This is a genomic window from Endozoicomonas sp. 8E (assembly GCF_032883915.1).
GTDB lineage: Bacteria > Pseudomonadota > Gammaproteobacteria > Pseudomonadales > Endozoicomonadaceae > Endozoicomonas_A.
Map to the genome: position 1 here is coordinate 35,612 of NZ_CP120717.1, position 16,889 is coordinate 52,500.

Annotated in this window: 17 protein-coding genes (1 of these 17 cut by a window edge); 15 read left to right on the forward strand and 2 right to left on the reverse strand. The window is 46.5% G+C overall.

The window, feature by feature from the left end:
- Nucleotides 1-11: 11 nt before the first annotated feature.
- Together P6910_RS00145 and P6910_RS00150 are read left to right on the forward strand one after the other, a co-directional pair.
- Nucleotides 12-1,175 carry an RNA-guided endonuclease TnpB family protein gene (locus P6910_RS00145; protein WP_317144272.1) on the forward strand — a complete coding sequence of 388 codons (1,164 nt, stop codon included), beginning with the start codon at nt 12-14 and terminating at the stop codon, nt 1,173-1,175.
- Nucleotides 1,176-1,230: 55 nt separating this feature from the next.
- A complete protein-coding gene (locus P6910_RS00150) occupies nt 1,231-1,692 on the forward strand; it encodes a 5'-nucleotidase C-terminal domain-containing protein (RefSeq protein WP_317146599.1) in 462 nt (153 codons plus the stop codon).
- A 594-nt stretch (nt 1,693-2,286) separates the two neighbouring features.
- On the opposite strand, the gene P6910_RS00155 is transcribed toward P6910_RS00150, so the two are convergent.
- Nucleotides 2,287-2,478, reverse strand: a complete 192-nt coding sequence (locus tag P6910_RS00155; protein WP_317144273.1) for a hypothetical protein — start codon at nt 2,476-2,478, stop codon at nt 2,287-2,289.
- A gap of 468 nt (nt 2,479-2,946) precedes the next feature.
- On the opposite strand from P6910_RS00155, the gene P6910_RS00160 reads away from it, so the two are divergent.
- From P6910_RS00160 to P6910_RS00205, 10 genes are all read left to right on the forward strand, one after another.
- Nucleotides 2,947-3,849, forward strand: a complete 903-nt coding sequence (locus P6910_RS00160; RefSeq protein ID WP_317144274.1) for a LysR substrate-binding domain-containing protein — start codon at nt 2,947-2,949, stop codon at nt 3,847-3,849.
- A gap of 320 nt (nt 3,850-4,169) precedes the next feature.
- Nucleotides 4,170-4,565 carry an ATP synthase subunit I gene (locus tag P6910_RS00165; RefSeq protein WP_317144275.1) on the forward strand — a complete coding sequence of 132 codons (396 nt, stop codon included), beginning with the start codon at nt 4,170-4,172 and terminating at the stop codon, nt 4,563-4,565.
- Nucleotides 4,566-4,619: 54 nt separating this feature from the next.
- The gene (atpB, locus tag P6910_RS00170; RefSeq protein ID WP_317144276.1) at nt 4,620-5,501 is read left to right on the forward strand and encodes a F0F1 ATP synthase subunit A; all 882 of its coding nucleotides are present in this window, start codon (nt 4,620-4,622) and stop codon (nt 5,499-5,501) included.
- A 91-nt stretch (nt 5,502-5,592) separates the two neighbouring features.
- Nucleotides 5,593-5,847, forward strand: coding sequence for a F0F1 ATP synthase subunit C (atpE, locus tag P6910_RS00175; RefSeq protein ID WP_257253757.1), 255 nt, complete (start codon nt 5,593-5,595; stop codon nt 5,845-5,847).
- A 211-nt stretch (nt 5,848-6,058) separates the two neighbouring features.
- Nucleotides 6,059-6,529: a F0F1 ATP synthase subunit B gene (locus P6910_RS00180; RefSeq protein WP_317144277.1), complete on the forward strand. Its 471-nt coding sequence runs from the start codon at nt 6,059-6,061 to the stop codon at nt 6,527-6,529.
- A 12-nt stretch (nt 6,530-6,541) separates the two neighbouring features.
- Nucleotides 6,542-7,075, forward strand: a complete 534-nt coding sequence (locus tag P6910_RS00185) for a F0F1 ATP synthase subunit delta (protein ID WP_317144278.1) — start codon at nt 6,542-6,544, stop codon at nt 7,073-7,075.
- A gap of 37 nt (nt 7,076-7,112) precedes the next feature.
- Nucleotides 7,113-8,654, forward strand: coding sequence for a F0F1 ATP synthase subunit alpha (atpA, locus tag P6910_RS00190; RefSeq protein ID WP_317144279.1), 1,542 nt, complete (start codon nt 7,113-7,115; stop codon nt 8,652-8,654).
- 85 nt (nt 8,655-8,739) lie between these two features.
- Nucleotides 8,740-9,600, forward strand: coding sequence for a F0F1 ATP synthase subunit gamma (gene atpG, locus P6910_RS00195; RefSeq protein ID WP_317144280.1), 861 nt, complete (start codon nt 8,740-8,742; stop codon nt 9,598-9,600).
- A gap of 42 nt (nt 9,601-9,642) precedes the next feature.
- Nucleotides 9,643-11,019: a F0F1 ATP synthase subunit beta gene (atpD, locus tag P6910_RS00200; protein WP_317144281.1), complete on the forward strand. Its 1,377-nt coding sequence runs from the start codon at nt 9,643-9,645 to the stop codon at nt 11,017-11,019.
- A 103-nt stretch (nt 11,020-11,122) separates the two neighbouring features.
- Entirely contained in the window at nt 11,123-11,548 is a 426-nt protein-coding gene (locus P6910_RS00205; protein ID WP_317144282.1) for a F0F1 ATP synthase subunit epsilon, read from the forward strand.
- Between the two features lie 101 nt (nt 11,549-11,649).
- Here P6910_RS00205 and P6910_RS00210 read toward each other — a convergent pair whose 3' ends face one another.
- The gene (locus P6910_RS00210) at nt 11,650-14,100 is read right to left on the reverse strand and encodes a hypothetical protein (protein ID WP_317144283.1); all 2,451 of its coding nucleotides are present in this window, start codon (nt 14,098-14,100) and stop codon (nt 11,650-11,652) included.
- Nucleotides 14,101-14,530: 430 nt separating this feature from the next.
- On the opposite strand from P6910_RS00210, the gene P6910_RS00215 reads away from it, so the two are divergent.
- From P6910_RS00215 to P6910_RS00225, 3 genes are all read left to right on the forward strand, one after another.
- Nucleotides 14,531-16,096 carry a hypothetical protein gene (locus P6910_RS00215; RefSeq protein WP_317144284.1) on the forward strand — a complete coding sequence of 522 codons (1,566 nt, stop codon included), beginning with the start codon at nt 14,531-14,533 and terminating at the stop codon, nt 16,094-16,096.
- Between the two features lie 151 nt (nt 16,097-16,247).
- The gene (locus P6910_RS00220; protein ID WP_317144285.1) at nt 16,248-16,532 is read left to right on the forward strand and encodes a hypothetical protein; all 285 of its coding nucleotides are present in this window, start codon (nt 16,248-16,250) and stop codon (nt 16,530-16,532) included.
- A gap of 89 nt (nt 16,533-16,621) precedes the next feature.
- Nucleotides 16,622-16,889 carry the 5' portion of a hypothetical protein gene (locus tag P6910_RS00225; RefSeq protein ID WP_317144286.1) on the forward strand. Its footprint extends 1,292 nt past the window's final position, so only the first 268 of its 1,560 coding nucleotides appear in the window; it begins with the start codon at nt 16,622-16,624; the stop codon falls past the right edge of the window.

A 16,889-nucleotide genomic window follows, 5' to 3' on the forward strand; every position in this document is an offset into this window, starting at 1 on the left:
GACTTTGCGAGATGTTGTTAGCTCACAAGATTGAACTCAGACCGACAAAACAACAAGCCGATTATCTTGATAGAGCTTTTGGTTCTCGTCGTCATGCGTTCAATCAACTGTTAGCCCATTTCAATCAAGAAGGCGTTAAATGGTCAAAGAAGGCTGCGAATGAAAAATACCAAGAACTCAGGCTTGAGTTTCCCTGGTATGCCGAAGTCAGCCAACGTGTGACCAGGAATACAATCGACGATCTTCATGACGCCTTTACTCACTTCTTTCGTCGGGTGAAGAAAGGAGAAAAAGCAGGTTATCCAAGATTCAAGAAGCGAGGACTACACGACAGCTTTTCTCTCAGAGAAAAACCCAAGTTCGATGTTGATGGCAGAACACTTCGCATTGAGAAACTGAAAACCCGCATCAAGATGCGCCAAGAGCTGAGGTTCACAGGAACACCCTGTCAGGTGACGATCAGTAAGCGAGCCGAAAAGTATTTCGCTTCTATTTTGGTAGACACTCAGGATTACGACCCAAAAGCACAAAGCAATGAGTCTGTAGGCGTTGATTTTGGCATCAAGGATTTAGCTATTTGTTCGAATGGCAAAACCTTTGCTGCTAATCAGAAACTGAAAGGCTCTCTGAAACGCCTTAACAGGAAACAGAGGGCGTTAAGCCGCAAAACAAAGGGAAGCAACCGCTATGTGAAAGCCAAGCGAGCGGTTGCCAAACTGCATTACCGGATAAGTAACCAGCGATCAGCCGTACTACATGAGGTAAGTGATTATCTGACGTCAAGATTCAAAATAATCACCCTCGAAAATCTGAATGTCAAAGGCATGGTAAAAAACCGCAAACTGGCAAGAGCAATCAGTGACGCAGGTTTCGGTAAGCTGAGAGAACTTGTTGAATACAAGGCAGAGCTGAGAGGATGCCAGGTTGTGATTGCAGACCGGTTCTTTCCCAGCTCGAAGAAGTGTGCGGTTCATACTTGCGACTACGTAAATGACAATCTTACTCTGTCTGATCGTGAGTGGCGGTGTCCAAAATGTAAAACTCTGCATGATAGGGATTACAGTGCGAGTTTTAACCTTGATAATTATGGTCGAGACACGTTACAGCTCGACCCTAAACCCTACGCAAGAGTGGAGTTAGACACGATTCGTCGTGCATCCATGTGGACGGCGTAGATAAGTCTACATAATTACAGATTATGTCAGATTTTTAGTAGCGGTTGATTATCAGATTGATGTCACTCAGCCTGCCCGTTTTAGCGGCGATGGTCAGTTGGTTAACCCTGACTCTCATCGCATTACCGGGTTGACTCTGAATGGGAAGCCGGTAAAAGACGATCAACCCTTTATTTTGGCCACCAATAATTACCGTGCGTTTGGTGGCGGTAACTTTGCAGGTACCGGAGAGGCGTTTGTTGCTTTCGCTTCTCCAGATGAAAACCGTCAGATTCTGGCAGACTATATTAGCCGAACGACCGAAGAGAAAGGTCAGGTTGTTCCCGGTGCTAACAATAATTGGAGCATTGCACCCATCAATAGCAAGGTAGACCTGAGTGTGGTGGTTGAAACGGCTCCCGGCAAAAAAGCAGAGACATTCATTCAGAAAAACTCGGTGTACAAGATGGAAAAGATTGGCACAGATAAGGAAGGCTTTGCTGTTTACCAGATTGATCTTTCAGAGAAGCGCCATTGATAGCTGCTTATTGTTTTTAATGAAGTGTTTTTAAAGGCTGGATCAGAAGAGGCAAAAAAGAGAAGAATATTGCAGGTAAAAAAACGGCTGCATAAAGCAGCCTAATACCTTGTCGCACACTGGTCAGCTTGGAAAAAGCTATCGGATTTTGTCCTGATGATTACGGGTTTGAATAAACAAAATCTGATAGCATTTTCACTGCATTGATAAATACATTAGCAGGTGAAGATAATAGATATTGAATACATTTATCTTATCTTGTTGTCTTTTATGCTGATCCCTCTTGTAGCTGCTTATCTTTCAATGTCGGAGGTTGAAGGTAGCGGCTACTTATTGTTGATGATGATGATGAGCGAATTATAGAGTTCTGAAAGTCTTTTTGGACAATCAATAAAATTATAGGCACATATAAGTCAAACTTATGGGTCGTGTGTTTTATTGTTACTGGGCTCCTGAAAACTGGTAAGTTTGTCGGTTATTAAAAAATAGCTCAATACATGGTCAGACAAGATTTGGCCTTGAAAAAGTGTTCGAATTTTATCCTGCAAGAAGCCGTAGAAGCAGACAAAACCGGTAACTTATACGACGATCTGATTACTTCAAATGTTTATCTGCTTCGCGGAAAAAAGCACCAAGATTATCAAGCGTTGATGAATACTTTCTCTTTTGTTTGCAGTACACAATTTTTTCGAGAACGGATGTTTGTTTTTTAAGATCGACCCAATGCTTTACATTACGATCATTATATTCTCGGTACATAGCCACTCCTTGTTGGACAATTTTCATAAAAATCTTTCTGAGTACGGTTTCAAAAAAACTCTATGATATTGATCTGCGATGGTGACTGCATTATATGGACTAGGCTTATTCCCTGGATAATCAATAAAACAGGAGAGTCATATAAAGAGCACTTATGAGCGGGTAATTGAAAGGCAAATCAGGAAGCCTGCACCCACTTAAAAACCTCGTTGGTTTTATTATAAAAATCGTCAAGGTTATCGAGGGATGGCGTGCTCTTCTTTATAATGTACGTGTAACGAAGGATCTCTTTCATTGCGGGTGTCATTTTTTAGGCCAACCCGGGTTTTGGTGTCCTTTTCGCTTATAACAACTCCTAAAAGTTAAGGTGTTAACCGTATGGGGTTGATATAAGAAATATTTTTACTATTTGGATTCATTTTAATCTTACTTTCATCTATGCCACCCGGGATTTCACCGTCCTTTTTGAGCTGGCAATGGATATCGGAGCAGTAAATGCATATCACATTGAGACAGCTTGAAATTTTTAAGGCGGTCGCCCAGTCCGGCAGAGTCACAGCAGCGGCAGAATCCCTGTTTATTTCGCAGCCTGCTGCCAGTATGGCGCTGTCAGAACTGGAAAAGCATTTAGGCCCCTTATTTGACCGACATGCTGGTGCGTCCATGACTTTAAACGACTCTGGTCGATCATTATTACCTATGGCAGCAGAGCTGATTGATCGGGCCCACGAGATTGAAACCCAGTTTATAGAGGGTAGCTGCTATAAAGAGGGAACGCTGAAGTTACATGCAAGTTCTACCATTGGTAATAACCTGATGCCTCGTATTCTTGGGGATTTTTTCAAGGAATTCCCTCATATCAGGGCCGAACTGGCGGTTGAAAATACCCGCAGTATCCAGCAGAGAATATTGGCTATGGAGATTGATCTGGGTGTCGTTGAAGGCAGCTGTCTGCACCCGGATATAGAGGTAATCCCCTGGCGCGAAGATGAGCTTGTTATTATTTGTCATCCTGACCATCCCATGGCAGGGAAAACCGTGGATCTTCAGTCCCTGAAACACGAAGAGTGGATACTCAGGGAGCCAGGCTCAGGAACCCGGGAACTGTTTGATGAAGTCTTGGCAACACGTTTATGTACACCTAACGTTATAATGAGTCTTAACCGGGCCGAAGCCGTCAAGCAGGCTGTTATGGAAGGGTTGGGTATTGGTTGTATTTCCAACCTGGCTATATGGCGTGCCAGGGATGCGGGTCTGCTATCGACCATCAATGTTTCTGACCTGACTCTGAATCGTCATTTTTATCTGTTACTTAACAGGAAAAAATATCGAAGTGGCGTGATCAAGAAAGTCTCTGAGTTTATTTTGCAATGGGATGACGAGCTTTTAATCCGTTAACTATTGGATGTCATTCATTGGGGCTCCTGGGATAATATTAACCCGAAGTCGTCTAGCGTCAACCTTTAAGATATTAGTTGAACGTAGGTGCATGTCACTAGTATACTTTCGCGCGCCGTAGGGGTGAAAAAAAGTTCTAAGATTTTCAGTTGTGTGAAGTTTTGCCATCTGATGTTTAACTGTATTCACACATCGCAAAGGCTGAAACCCCTGGTAGTTTCTTAGGGGCGGATTGAGACTTATCGGACCTGTTATGATACTCAGGTTAAGCACAGGAGTCTGTGTCTGTAAGGACGACGTGGAGAGTCAAAAGTAAAGAGATGTTTAGAAGTGACAGTCGGGCCAGTTACCCGCATCTGCAACAGCCACGTATCTATCGTGTAGTCGTTGCTCAACTGTTGGCTACAGTATCTCTGACATTACTTTTACTGCCGCTGGGTAAGTCTTTCGCTATATCCGCCCTGTCAGGTGGTTTGGCATGCAGTATCCCCAATGCTTATCTGGTCTGGAGAGCATTTCGATACCGGGGAGCCAGAGCGGCACAGAAAATAGTCAGGTCTTTTTACCAGGGTGAAGCGGGGAAGTTTGCTTTAACGGTCCTTGCGTTCATTCTGATTTTTACACTGATACCGTCAATCGACCCCCTGGCGATGTTCGGTGCATTTGCTTTGATTCAGGCGGTAAACTGGCTGACCCCTCTTCTTATAAAGAGTTGAGGCGGGTTTACTGACGAAAGATTTATACAATGATGATGGTGTACGGGAAAATTCATGGCAACGACTGCAACTGAGTACATAGCCCACCACCTGCAGAATCTTACCTTCGGTAAGCTGCCTGCAGGTTTTGAACGTGTGGACAATTATGGCAATGAGCTGGGTGTTCTGTCGGAAGACACCTGGACCTTTGCCAGAACGGCTGCTGAAGCAAAAGAAATGGGTTTCTGGGCGCTTCACGTAGACAGTCTGTTCTGGTCTGTTCTGCTGGGTGTGGTGTTCATTACGATCTTCCGTATGGTGGCCAAGCGTGCATCTGCCGGTGTTCCTACTGGTATGCAGAATCTGGTTGAAATGGTCGTTGAGTTTGTGGATGGCAGTGTCAAAGACTCTTTTCATGGCAGAAATAACCTGATCGCACCCCTTGCATTGACTATTTTCTGTTGGGTTTTCTTTATGAACCTGATGGACCTGATTCCTGTTGACTGGATTCCCGGTCTGGCCTCTGCATTGGGCATTCCTTATATGAAGATCGTACCGAGTACGGATCCGAATATTACCTTGGGTATGTCGCTGTCTGTCTTTATGTTAATTATCTTTTACTCCATCAAAGTGAAAGGTATTGGTGGTTTTATTGGTGAGCTGACCCTGCATCCGTTCAGCAGCCCTAACAAGGCTGTGCAGGCTCTGTTGATTCCAATCAACTTCCTGCTGGAATCTGTGACCATGATTGCCAAGCCCATCTCTCTGGCACTGCGTCTTTTTGGTAATATGTACGCAGGTGAGCTGATCTTTATCCTGATTGCCCTGGTCGGCTACATGCAGCTACCTTTGCACTTTGGATGGGCTGTTTTCCATATTCTGGTGGTCACTCTGCAAGCATTCATCTTTATGATTTTGACCATTGTTTATCTAAGCATGGCAAGCGAAGACCATTAATTATAGATATTGTACGTCAGGTGACTGACGTAGTGTGTTAACTAACCTAAAACTTCAATTTAACAAAGACCACAATAGGTCGGGAGGAAATATGGAACTGGTAGTAGGTCTGACTGCAATCGGTGTTGCTTTCATGCTGGGTCTTGCGGCTCTGGCTACAGCTATCGGCTTTGGTTTACTGGGTGGCAAATTTCTTGAAGGTGTTGCCAGACAGCCTGAAACGGCTCCAATGCTGCAAACCAAAATGTTTATCGTAGCGGGTCTTCTTGACGCTGTGCCAATGATTGCAGTGGGTATAGCCCTGTTCTTCACCTTTGCTAACCCTTTTGTAGCTCTGGTTCAGTAATCGCTGCAGTGAAGATCCGGCTTGGCGTTGAAGTACGGCCGGTCTGAGAGCCGTAACGAAACGAAAAGCCGAATAAAGATCCTGGTTGTACTCATTGGCTAGGTAAGCTGATCTAAACAACTTTGTTGGGAGCGTCTTATTTTGCTAAATAGAAGTAGTACGCTCATCTGAGGCAGGATTTTAAGATTTTACTGGAGCATTTGGAGTTCGCATGAATATCAATGCAACTATCATCGGTCAGACGATCGCCTTTGCTGTGTTTGTCTGGTTCTGCATGAAGTATGTATGGCCACCCATCATGCAGGCCCTTAACGACCGTAAGAAGCAAATCGCTGACGGACTGGACGCTGCAGCTCGTGGTCAGAAAGAGCTGGAACTGGCTCAGAAAAAGGTTCTCGAAGAACTGCGTGAAGCCCGTGAAAAGGCTCAGGAAATCATCGAGCTGGCAAACAAGCGTTCTGCCCAGATCCTTGACGAGGCCAAAGAGCAGGCCCGTGAAGAAGCTGACCGCATCAAGGTGGCTGCACAGGCTGACATCGAGCAGGAAGCTAACAGGGCCCGCGAAGCTCTTCGTTCTCAGGTTGCAGCTCTGGCTGTAGTCGGTGCTGAGCGTATTCTGGGTGAGAATCTGGATGAGTCAGCTAACAGCCGTCTGGTTGATGACCTGGTTGCTGAACTCTAAAGGGGATTGACCATGGAATTGACTACATGTGCCCGTCCCTACGCCAAAGCCGCATTCAAGATAGCAAAAGAGCACGATCAGTTATATGAATGGTCTCAGATGCTAACGTTATGTGCGAGTGTATCCAGGCGTGAGGCTGTGGGCAGGATGCTGAAAGACCCGTCCACCACAGGGGAGATGAAGGCAGACGCCTTTATCAAACTGTGCGAAGGCAGTATTTCGGTTGAAGTCGAGAATTACATTCGGATCCTTACGAATAAAAAACGGATTTTTCTGCTTCCCCAGATCGACGCGATCTTTGAGCAGATGAAAGCACAAGATCAGAGTTATCAGGATATAGTCGTCACTTCGGCTTTCCCGCTGTCCGATGAACAGCAGGACAAAATTGCAAAGAAAGTTGAAAAACGACTTGGTCGATCAGTACGAATGCATACACAGGTAGATACCTACCTGATCGGCGGCGTCATCGTGAAAGCTGGAGACCTCGTTATCGACGGCAGTGTCCGCTCGCGGTTGACCAAGCTTGCCGATGCGATGATTTCATAATTACTTTTTTTTAAGTAAAAAGTTTGGCAGGTAAGCTATGCAACTGAATCCTTCCGAGGTCAGTGACATCATCAAGAGCCGCATAGAGCAGCTTGATGTGTCCAGTGAAGCCCGCAATGAGGGCACCATCGTCAGTGTCACTGACGGTATTGTTCGTATACACGGTCTGCAAGACGTAATGTACGGAGAAATGATCAAGTTCTCCGGCGGTGTATACGGTATGGCGTTGAACCTGGAGCAGGACTCCGTCGGCGCCGTTGTATTAGGTGACTATAGTCAGTTGGCTGAGGGCCAGACTGTTCAGTGCACCGGACGAATTCTTGAAGTACCTGTTGGCAGGCAGTTGCTCGGACGTGTTGTTGACGCGCTGGGTAACCCCATCGACGGCAAAGGCCCCGTTGAAGCTACTGAAACGTCGCCAATCGAAAAAGTAGCGCCAGGCGTTATTGCCCGTCAGTCTGTCGACGAGCCGATTCAGACAGGTTACAAGTCCGTTGACGCCATGGTTCCTGTTGGTCGTGGTCAGCGTGAGTTGATCATCGGTGACCGTCAGACGGGTAAGACCGCTCTGGCCATCGACGCGATCATCAACCAGAAAGGAACTGGAATTAAGTGTGTGTACGTAGCGATTGGCCAGAAGCAGTCTTCTATCGCCAACGTGGTACGCAAGCTCGAAGAGCACGGCGCCATGGAACACACTATTGTTGTTGCCGCAGGTGCTTCTGATCCGGCATCCATGCAGTTCCTGGCTCCTTTTGCCGGTTGCTCCATGGGTGAATACTTCCGCGATCTGGGTGAAGATGCCCTGATTGTTTATGATGATTTGACCAAGCAGGCCTGGGCCTATCGACAGATCTCTCTGTTGCTGCGTCGTCCACCGGGCCGTGAAGCTTATCCGGGTGACGTATTCTACCTGCACTCCCGTCTGCTGGAGCGTGCTTCCCGTGTAAACGCCGAGCATGTTGAAAAGCTGACCGATGGTAAAGTGAAAGGCCAGACCGGCTCCCTGACGGCTCTGCCTATCATTGAAACCCAGGCAGGTGACGTATCAGCCTTCGTACCGACTAACGTAATCTCTATTACCGATGGTCAGATCTTTCTGGAAACCGATCTCTTCAATGCGGGTATCCGTCCTGCGATGAATGCCGGTATCTCTGTATCCCGTGTAGGTGGTGCTGCCCAGACCAAGATCATCAAGAAACTGGGTGGTGGTATCCGTCTGGCTCTGGCTCAGTACCGTGAACTGCAGGCGTTTGCCCAGTTTGCCTCTGACCTTGATGAAGCTACCCGCAAGCAGCTCGAACACGGTCAGCGTGTTACTGAACTGATGAAGCAGAAACAGTACGCGCCAATGTCTGTTGCTGACATGGGGGTTGTCATCTACGCCGCTGAAAAAGGCTACCTGGAAGGTGTTGAGTTAAACAAGATCCTGGACTTTGAAGCTTCCCTGTTGAGCTTTGTGAACTCTGAATTCAGTGAGCTGATGGCTCGCATCAATGAATCTGGAGATTACAACGGTGAAATTGAAGAGGGTATCAAAGCGGCTATTGAGAAGTTCAAGGCCACCCAGTCATGGTAACGGTTTTCAGTGGTCAGTGGTCAGTGGTCAGTAAAGCTGGCTTACTGGCCACTGGCCTCGAAAGCCTGGCTTGAGGAACTGAATAATGGCAGGCGCAAAAGAGATCCGGACGCAGATATCGTCCATTAAAGGTACGCAGAAGATCACCAGCGCCATGGAAATGGTGGCGGCGAGTAAGATGCGTAAAGCTCAGGAGCGGAGAGAAACCAGCCGCCCTTATGCCGAGCGTATCCGTCAGGTTGTAGGGCATGTTGCTCACGCCAATGCCGAGTACAAGCACACCTTCATGACAGAACGTGAGGTGAAGCGTGTCGGTTTTATCATCGTTTCCACGGATCGGGGCCTCTGTGGGGGTCTGAACATCAACCTGTTCAAGAAAACCATTGAGAGTATGACTCAGTGGAAAGATCAGGGTGCTGAAATAGATCTTTGCCTGATCGGCAGCAAGGCTGTTGGATTTTTCCGTAGCTACGGCGGGAACGTCGTAGCAGCCACAACACATATTGGTGACTCACCCAACATTGCTGATCTGATCGGTGGTGTAAAAGTGATGCTGGACAAGTACGAAAACGGCGAAATTGACCGTTTGTATGTTGTTCACAACCGCTTCGTCAACACCATGACCCAGTCTCCTGAGGTATTGCAGTTGTTGCCTCTGGTTCCAGATGAAGATGAGTCACTGAAAAGACCCTGGGATTACATTTATGAACCTGATGCCAAACAATTGCTGGATGGCCTGTTGGTCAGGTATATCGAATCCCAGGTATTCCAGGCAGTAGTAGAAAATAACGCCTGTGAGCAGGCCGCGCGAATGATTGCCATGAAGAACGCAACAGATAACGCCGGCAATCTGATCGATGACCTTCAGTTGGTTTACAACAAGGCTCGTCAGGCTGCAATCACACAGGAACTGTCCGAAATCGTCAGTGGCGCTGCAGCGGTGTAAATAAGGCGGCTGTATAAAAGATTAAAGGGTAGAGGAAAGGCTATGAGTAGTGGTCGTATCTTACAAATCATCGGCGCCGTCGTTGACGTCGAATTCCCCAGGGAAAGTGTTCCCAAAGTCTACGACTCTCTGAACGTCGAAGACAAAGATCTGGTACTGGAAGTTCAGCAACAGCTGGGTGACGGTATTGTTCGTACTATCGCCATGGGTTCCACCGAAGGTGTATCCCGTGGTCTGACAGTGGCTAACAGTGGTGAACCGATTCAGGTACCTGTAGGTACCAAGACTCTGGGTCGTATCATGGACGTTCTGGGTAACCCTATCGATGAGAAGGGACCTATCGGTGAAGAAGAGCGTGCGTCCATCCACCGTAAACCACCCACCTATGCAGAGCAGTCCGCTTCCAACGAATTGCTGGAAACCGGCATCAAGGTCATCGATCTTGTCTGTCCTTTTGCGAAAGGTGGTAAGGTAGGTCTGTTCGGTGGTGCCGGCGTTGGTAAAACCGTAAACATGATGGAGCTGATCCGTAACATTGCGATCGAGCACTCCGGTTTCTCTGTTTTCGCGGGTGTCGGTGAGCGTACTCGTGAAGGTAACGACTTCTACCACGAGATGACCGATTCTAACGTAATCGACAAAGTATCTCTGGTTTACGGTCAGATGAATGAGCCACCCGGAAACCGTCTGCGTGTTGCTCTGACAGGCCTGACTATGGCTGAGAAATTCCGTGACGAAGGTCGTGATGTACTGCTGTTCATCGACAACATCTATCGTTACACCCTGGCGGGTACTGAAGTATCTGCTCTGCTGGGTCGTATGCCATCTGCGGTAGGTTACCAGCCAACTCTGGCAGAAGAGATGGGTGTACTGCAGGAGCGTATTACTTCCACCAAGACCGGTTCTATCACCTCTATCCAGGCCGTATACGTACCTGCGGATGACTTGACTGACCCGTCTCCGGCGACCACCTTTTCGCACCTTGATGCGACAGTTGTACTGAGCCGTGACATCGCTTCCAAGGGTATCTACCCTGCGATCGATCCTCTGGATTCTACTTCCCGTCAGCTGGATCCTCTGGTTATCGGTCAGGATCACTACGACGTGGCTCGTGGTGTGCAGACCGTACTGCAGCGTTACAAAGAGCTGAAAGACATCATTGCAATTCTGGGTATGGACGAACTGTCTGAAACAGACAAGCAAACGGTCACACGTGCTCGTAAGATTGAGCGTTTCCTGTCCCAGCCATTCTTTGTTGCGGAAGTCTTCACTGGCGCACCTGGTAAGTACGTTTCCCTGAAAGACACCATCAGTGCCTTTAAAGGTATTCTGGCCGGTGAATACGATCACCTGCCAGAGCAAGCGTTCTACATGGTAGGCGGCATCGAGGAAGCGATCGAGAAAGCCAAGTCCATGTAATGGCCGGGACGCTCTGCTTTTCAGGAGCGTCACCCCGTACCGGGAATGGCTCAATCATTTCCGGTCTACCGTCCATTCGAGGACATAAGAGGAGGTGACACAAATGGCGATCACGGTTCACTGTGACATCGTCAGCGCCGAGGAGGAGATCTTCTCCGGACTGGTAGAGATGGTTATTGCTACCGGTTCTCTGGGTGACCTGGGTATTGCCCCTGGCCACACGCCTCTGCTGACTGATCTGAATCCGGGTCCAATCCGCCTGATCACCCAGGGCGGCGAAGAAGAGGTGTTCTACATCTCAGGTGGATTTCTGGAAGTACAGCCTAACCAGATTAAGGTTCTGGCTGACACGGCTCTGCGTGCAGACGATATGGATGAGCTTGCAGCTGAAGAGGCCAAGAAACTGGCTGAACAGGAGCTGACTAATCAGAGCGGTGAGTTTGATTACTCCCGTGCAGCCACTCAGCTGGCTGAAGCTGCTGCCCAGCTGCGAACTCTGCAGGCCATTCGCAAGAAGCTTGGAAAATAAGCAACTTGTGTCTTATAAAAAAGCCCGGTTGATTCCGGGTTTTTTTATACCTGAAAAAATCACCTGCACGGGTACAACGGGATTGAAGTATTTTGTCTTTTTTATTGCTGCATGAAAAACCGGAAACCGTTACTCCCTAAGTTATTTTCCAAAGAAGGAACATCGGGCAATTCGTCAACGTTAATGATATTGGGTTGACCGGGGAAAGGATCTTGCTGATAGGCAAAAGTCCAGTGGTTTGTATTGATGAATACTAAGATCAACGCATTATCAATATGTTGAGGTACATCGGCAGGGTCAATGTCTTCCGGCTGGCCCTGGTTCCACACAGTCACCTGCAAATCAGAGCTATGGTTGAATTGCGGGTGTATTACAACAACGCTCCTGCCGAATGCCAGTGAAGCGAAGGCAGCCATGGATATATCAACCCAGCCGTCTGGCCCGTCTGATGATATCTGGGCTAAAAGTTCCGGGGCCAAGGACATAATGCTTTCGGGAACATAACCCTGGTAGTTTGAGGGGGACGCAAGAAAGTTTTGTAACGCACGTCTTATGCTTTCTTCATCGTAACCCGGTAATTGCTGTGCCAGCGCATGGGTAAAGCAATGTCCATCACCGGGAGTATCACCCAATGTCAGCTGTTTTTGTTCGAGAAATTCATTGAGTTGCCGGGCATATTCAGACCCGTCTGTGGTATTCGTTTGTAGTTTCTGATAAATGGTCGATAGCTGCTGCGCAATATCTTCACGCGCCAGATGGTTAAATATGAATTTTCTTTTATAACCACCTATGTAATGCATATGGGGATGGACCGTTGCATCGCCAACGCCGATCGCATGAAAGATCAATGTCCATAGTGCGCTGTGCAGGGGAGAGTAGCTATAAGCAGCAATGAAATTTATGGTATCGATCTCACTGTAACCGGGGCGCAGAAAACCAATGCTGAACATCACCTGCAGCATTTTCGAAATGCTTATGTCATCAGTGTCAAGCTTGGCAATCCCTTCATTGAGCAACTCAGGTGCTGTAATGGGAGAGTTAACAACGACTTCCTTGATTCCTTCTGGAAGTCTATTACTACCCGCGCTGATCATAAAGAACCCCCGGGGTTTCTCGCTGTCATCCCTGCTGCGATGATCGGCATTGAAATCTGAGAAATCAGGTGTCGATGTAAAAGGGGGAACTTGATTTTCTGTACTATACCATTGTTGTTGGGTTTGCCCGTTTTTATATTTGTTCGCAGCGTTTTTCAGAGCTGAATAGCTGACTCCACTGAGCGTAACAGAATCCTGGGGTTTAAAGGGCAATTGTGTCTTATTCTGATCCGGAAGCAATCGCACTAAAGCATTAATACTTGATATGTGCCGGTTGACAAACAGTCTCAGGGCTTGCTCTTGTTCCCGTGCAAATTTCCGTTGCTGTTCCAGCTCCCGGTCCGGGTCCAGCATCAACCTCATTGTCTGTCTCTGTCGCAGCCAGGGAACTGAGTTCATGTAAGTTGATTTTATGGTTTCAAACACAGCCCCCTTTAGTTGAATGACCGAGCTGGATAATTTATGCAATTCCCAGGCAGCCAGTTCTTTCTCGCCATTGATTGGCTTGTTCTCAATAATGTCTAACAGCTCAGCTGTTGTCATATTATCGAAGTTAGTAGTGCTTAGTGCTTGTGATAAACGTTTATACAGATCAGCCAGAGTGAAAGCCATACCCAGATGAAGTGCATCGTTGAGCCTTCCAACGAATTCTTTTTCCTGATCTGTCAATTGTGTCCATATTTCTTCTGATTCCTGATTGTTACTTGTTGCGGGATCTTCCTGCATTGGATCACTAACTGGTGTTACCGAATAGGCCAGGATAAAGTCGTTTTTCGGTTTTGGTACAGAGCCCTCATTGTCAAGGAGCATAAGCCTTATTTGCATAGCCATTGAATAAAGCTCTGAGGTATTGTCTCGTCTTGAAAAAAAACCTGGAAGCGGATAGATAATGTTTGAATTAAGAAGCTGTATCAGTTTTTCGGGGTATTCAGTGAAGTACTGAAAAAGTAGCCCGGTTATATCTGTTTTATCTTCAACGTTTATGCGGTCAACATACTGCCAGAAAGAAGGCGTGGCATTGGGATCTTCAGGCTCATATTCAAGCAGGTCGTGAAGGCTTAACACGTTAGAGGCCTGAGTTGTAAAGCGTCCGGTGGACCTTTCCAGTTCAAGGTAACGATAGATTTTTTTATTGTAATCAACTCTTGTCAGGTCCTCCCTGACATGGGTGTAAAAACTAAAATTGTCTCTGCATTTCAACCAATGGGCATAGCCATAGGTTGCAGGTAATTGGGCTTTAGCTGAATCAGTACAATGGCTGCTTTTAATCAGCAGAGAGATATCCAGCAGTTTTTTTCTTACCAGCTGATAATAGTGCTTTTGTTCTTCATTTTCTGCCTGAACCGGAGAGGCTGTATACAAAAGAGCAAGTACAAGTGCTTTAAATTGAGGTTTTTTTAATACAACACTTATTAATAAAGTTTTTGTTAACGCTGTCCTCAGCTTTTTAATATCCATAGTATCTTATATCCTGTTTATGATTTTAATTAAGGTTGTCAATTATAGTCGAAATTAATAAAAGTGCCGGTCTTACCCATTTTGCGTAAATAAAACCCACCCCCCCTATTCAGGAATAAATAAATTGGTACGTAAATACTAAATTGACATCCTCTAGTTCGGTGGGGGGCTCACGCAAATTGAAGATAAATACTGATTTTAATAAGGGAGAAGCAGGCAGAGATTATATATAGGGTTATTTCTTTATCAAACTGTCAAATCATTGAACGCATGTGCCATGCAATAGACTTCATAAGAATCAGTTTTTATAAATCGTTTATATACAGTTGGCCGCTGAAAGACACACTATACTTCCGGCTTTGTTGAGTGTGATGGGGCCTTAATTCATAGGCTCTTCGCCATATCGCAGTTACCGTCGGGGAGTTTAACTATGGAAAGAGTTTTAAGGGTTTTGCCTGTGCTGGTGTTATCCGTTTCTGTCACTTTTAATGGTATAGCTTTTGCGGGTGGAGAGAAAAACATCGGGGTGCTTATGGAGTCGAATTTAGATAAACCAGGAGAGTATAAACTTGCAATATTCTTGATCGGTTTTGCATTGGGCGGGACTGCGTCTTGGGTAACTTATTACCTGGTCTCACATTCTTTTCAGACAAATACTGAAGACGACTCAAATGTTGAGAAAGGAAATTGTGTGGGTTTATCATCAAATCAGAGTACTGCCAGCAGCAATTCCAGTGCATTGATGCAGACGACGAAGGTTCCTGAACACTATCAGAAAACAATCATTGATCAGCACAATCTGCTTCCTTTTAGTGTCGATGAGGATAACTATGCTGATGCGAAGAAAAAACTGAAGTACCTCTGGGCAAGGGCGACCTTGCTTGATGCCCATCCCCTGCACCTTGATGAAGGCAAAGTTCAACCGGCACTATTTCCATTGAATACTGCATACGATCCGGTTTATCCCATTGGGTCAGCAACCGAGCTTTGTATTTCTCCACTGCCGAAACCTTTAACCAAAAAATTCCGCTGCAATGATCAGCAACTGACCGGATTTTGTCGAGTCAAGTTCATGCTCAATGGCAAGATCAGTACCTTGGTTGGTATGCTGGCAAACACACCCGATAATGTCAGCGGATGTCTGTTATCGAGTCGAAAAAGAGATAATTTCCTGGTGTCGTTGGGGGATGAAACTTTGTTACCCAGAGATATTCTGGTCAGCGACAAAAAGTACTATCAGATTAATGTTACTTATGACAAGGTCTCCTATCAATTTCAGGATTGGCTCTGGAATCTACTACCCTTTGCATCAACAATACTGTTGTCTGGAAGTTTGCGTCATGAAAGCCTGTGTAAAGATGGGGCCAGTCCCGGAGTCCAATGGTACAACGATGGAGCTCATAGCAGCGAGTATCGATGTGCAGCCCTGACAGCTGAGGCTGAGCCAGCAGGCGATATATCCCACTTTATCCCTGTACGACAGAAAGCTCATGAAAGCAGACCGTCTCCTGTGATATGGCAGGAAGTGCCATTGCAAGAAGATAAAGGAACAGTCAGCATCGAAGTTCAGAAATACTTTTGTTCTCCCAGAAAGCCTTACAAAGAATTTATGCTGGGCTCACTGGCAGGAGAGGGAGTTGATAAGTATTGTACATACATTGGTACCAGTGGAAAAAGTGGCTTCGTCGCTACTAATCAGGATGGCAGCATCGCTTCCGATTACCTGACTCCTGCGGTCGATGGTAATATTCGCTGGCAGGCATTTGAAGATGATCTGCCAGAGAAGGCCATTATTGCCGGTTATAGCTTTTCAAGTTCTGGTAAAAAAATAAGCAAGGTACCGGAATATTTTTGCCGTTTTGTGAATAACGGTTTCAAGACATACGGCAAGTATTTTAAGAAGAGCAAAGATTGTAAAGCTTCTTTTGCAACACCCAATGGAGACTCCCACGCTTTAGTCGATTCAAAGACCTTTGAAATTCTGGTCGGGGAGTGATGGAATCAGTTGAAGGGGAAGTGTGTATTCCTGAAAGTCTTTGAACCAACTGGTCAGGTACTTATTTCATAAGAATCAGTTTTTATCGAATGAGCGTAAAAGCCAGTACTTCTAGAGGGTGTAGCAAAACTCTCTCCAACGTGCGAACGAGTTGACTCTCGTCATTCCCGACTTAATTCTCGTCATTCCCGCGAAGGCGGGAATCCACACTGACTCACCTCAGAACCATACTGCCCGGTGCCCCCCTGGCCTTGTCATCCCCGAGAAGGCAGAGATCCACCGTTGGCGCTGGACTCCCGCCTTCGCGGGAATAACGACTTCAGAGCATGGGAACGAGCTATTGGAGTTTTGCGATGGAGTTTTGCGAGACCCTCTTCACGGCGGGGAGGATGTCAAAAATCATTTCTATACTATTTGCTGTTGGAATAGACACTAAACTCTTGGCTTCTTTGAGAGTTATGGATACTTTGTTTTTGGGCTCTTAACTCTCAACTTATCACAGTTATTGCGTGGAGTGGCTTGGCTATGAAGCGAGTTTTGCGGGCTTTATCCGTGCTGGTGTTATCCATTGCTGTCACTAACAATGCTATCGCTGTGGTTGGGGCGCAAGTCCATGAGTTGCGTACGTACTCGTATTCACAACAATTAAAGGATTCAACGTTATTTAGGGTACTGGCTGTAATGGGCTTATCTGTGTTTGTTTTTGAGGCGGGGTTCTCGGTTGGGCATTTTTCTACGCTATACGCTTTAGAACTTGAGAAAGCTGACAAAGCTGAGAAAAAGAGTCCTGGTA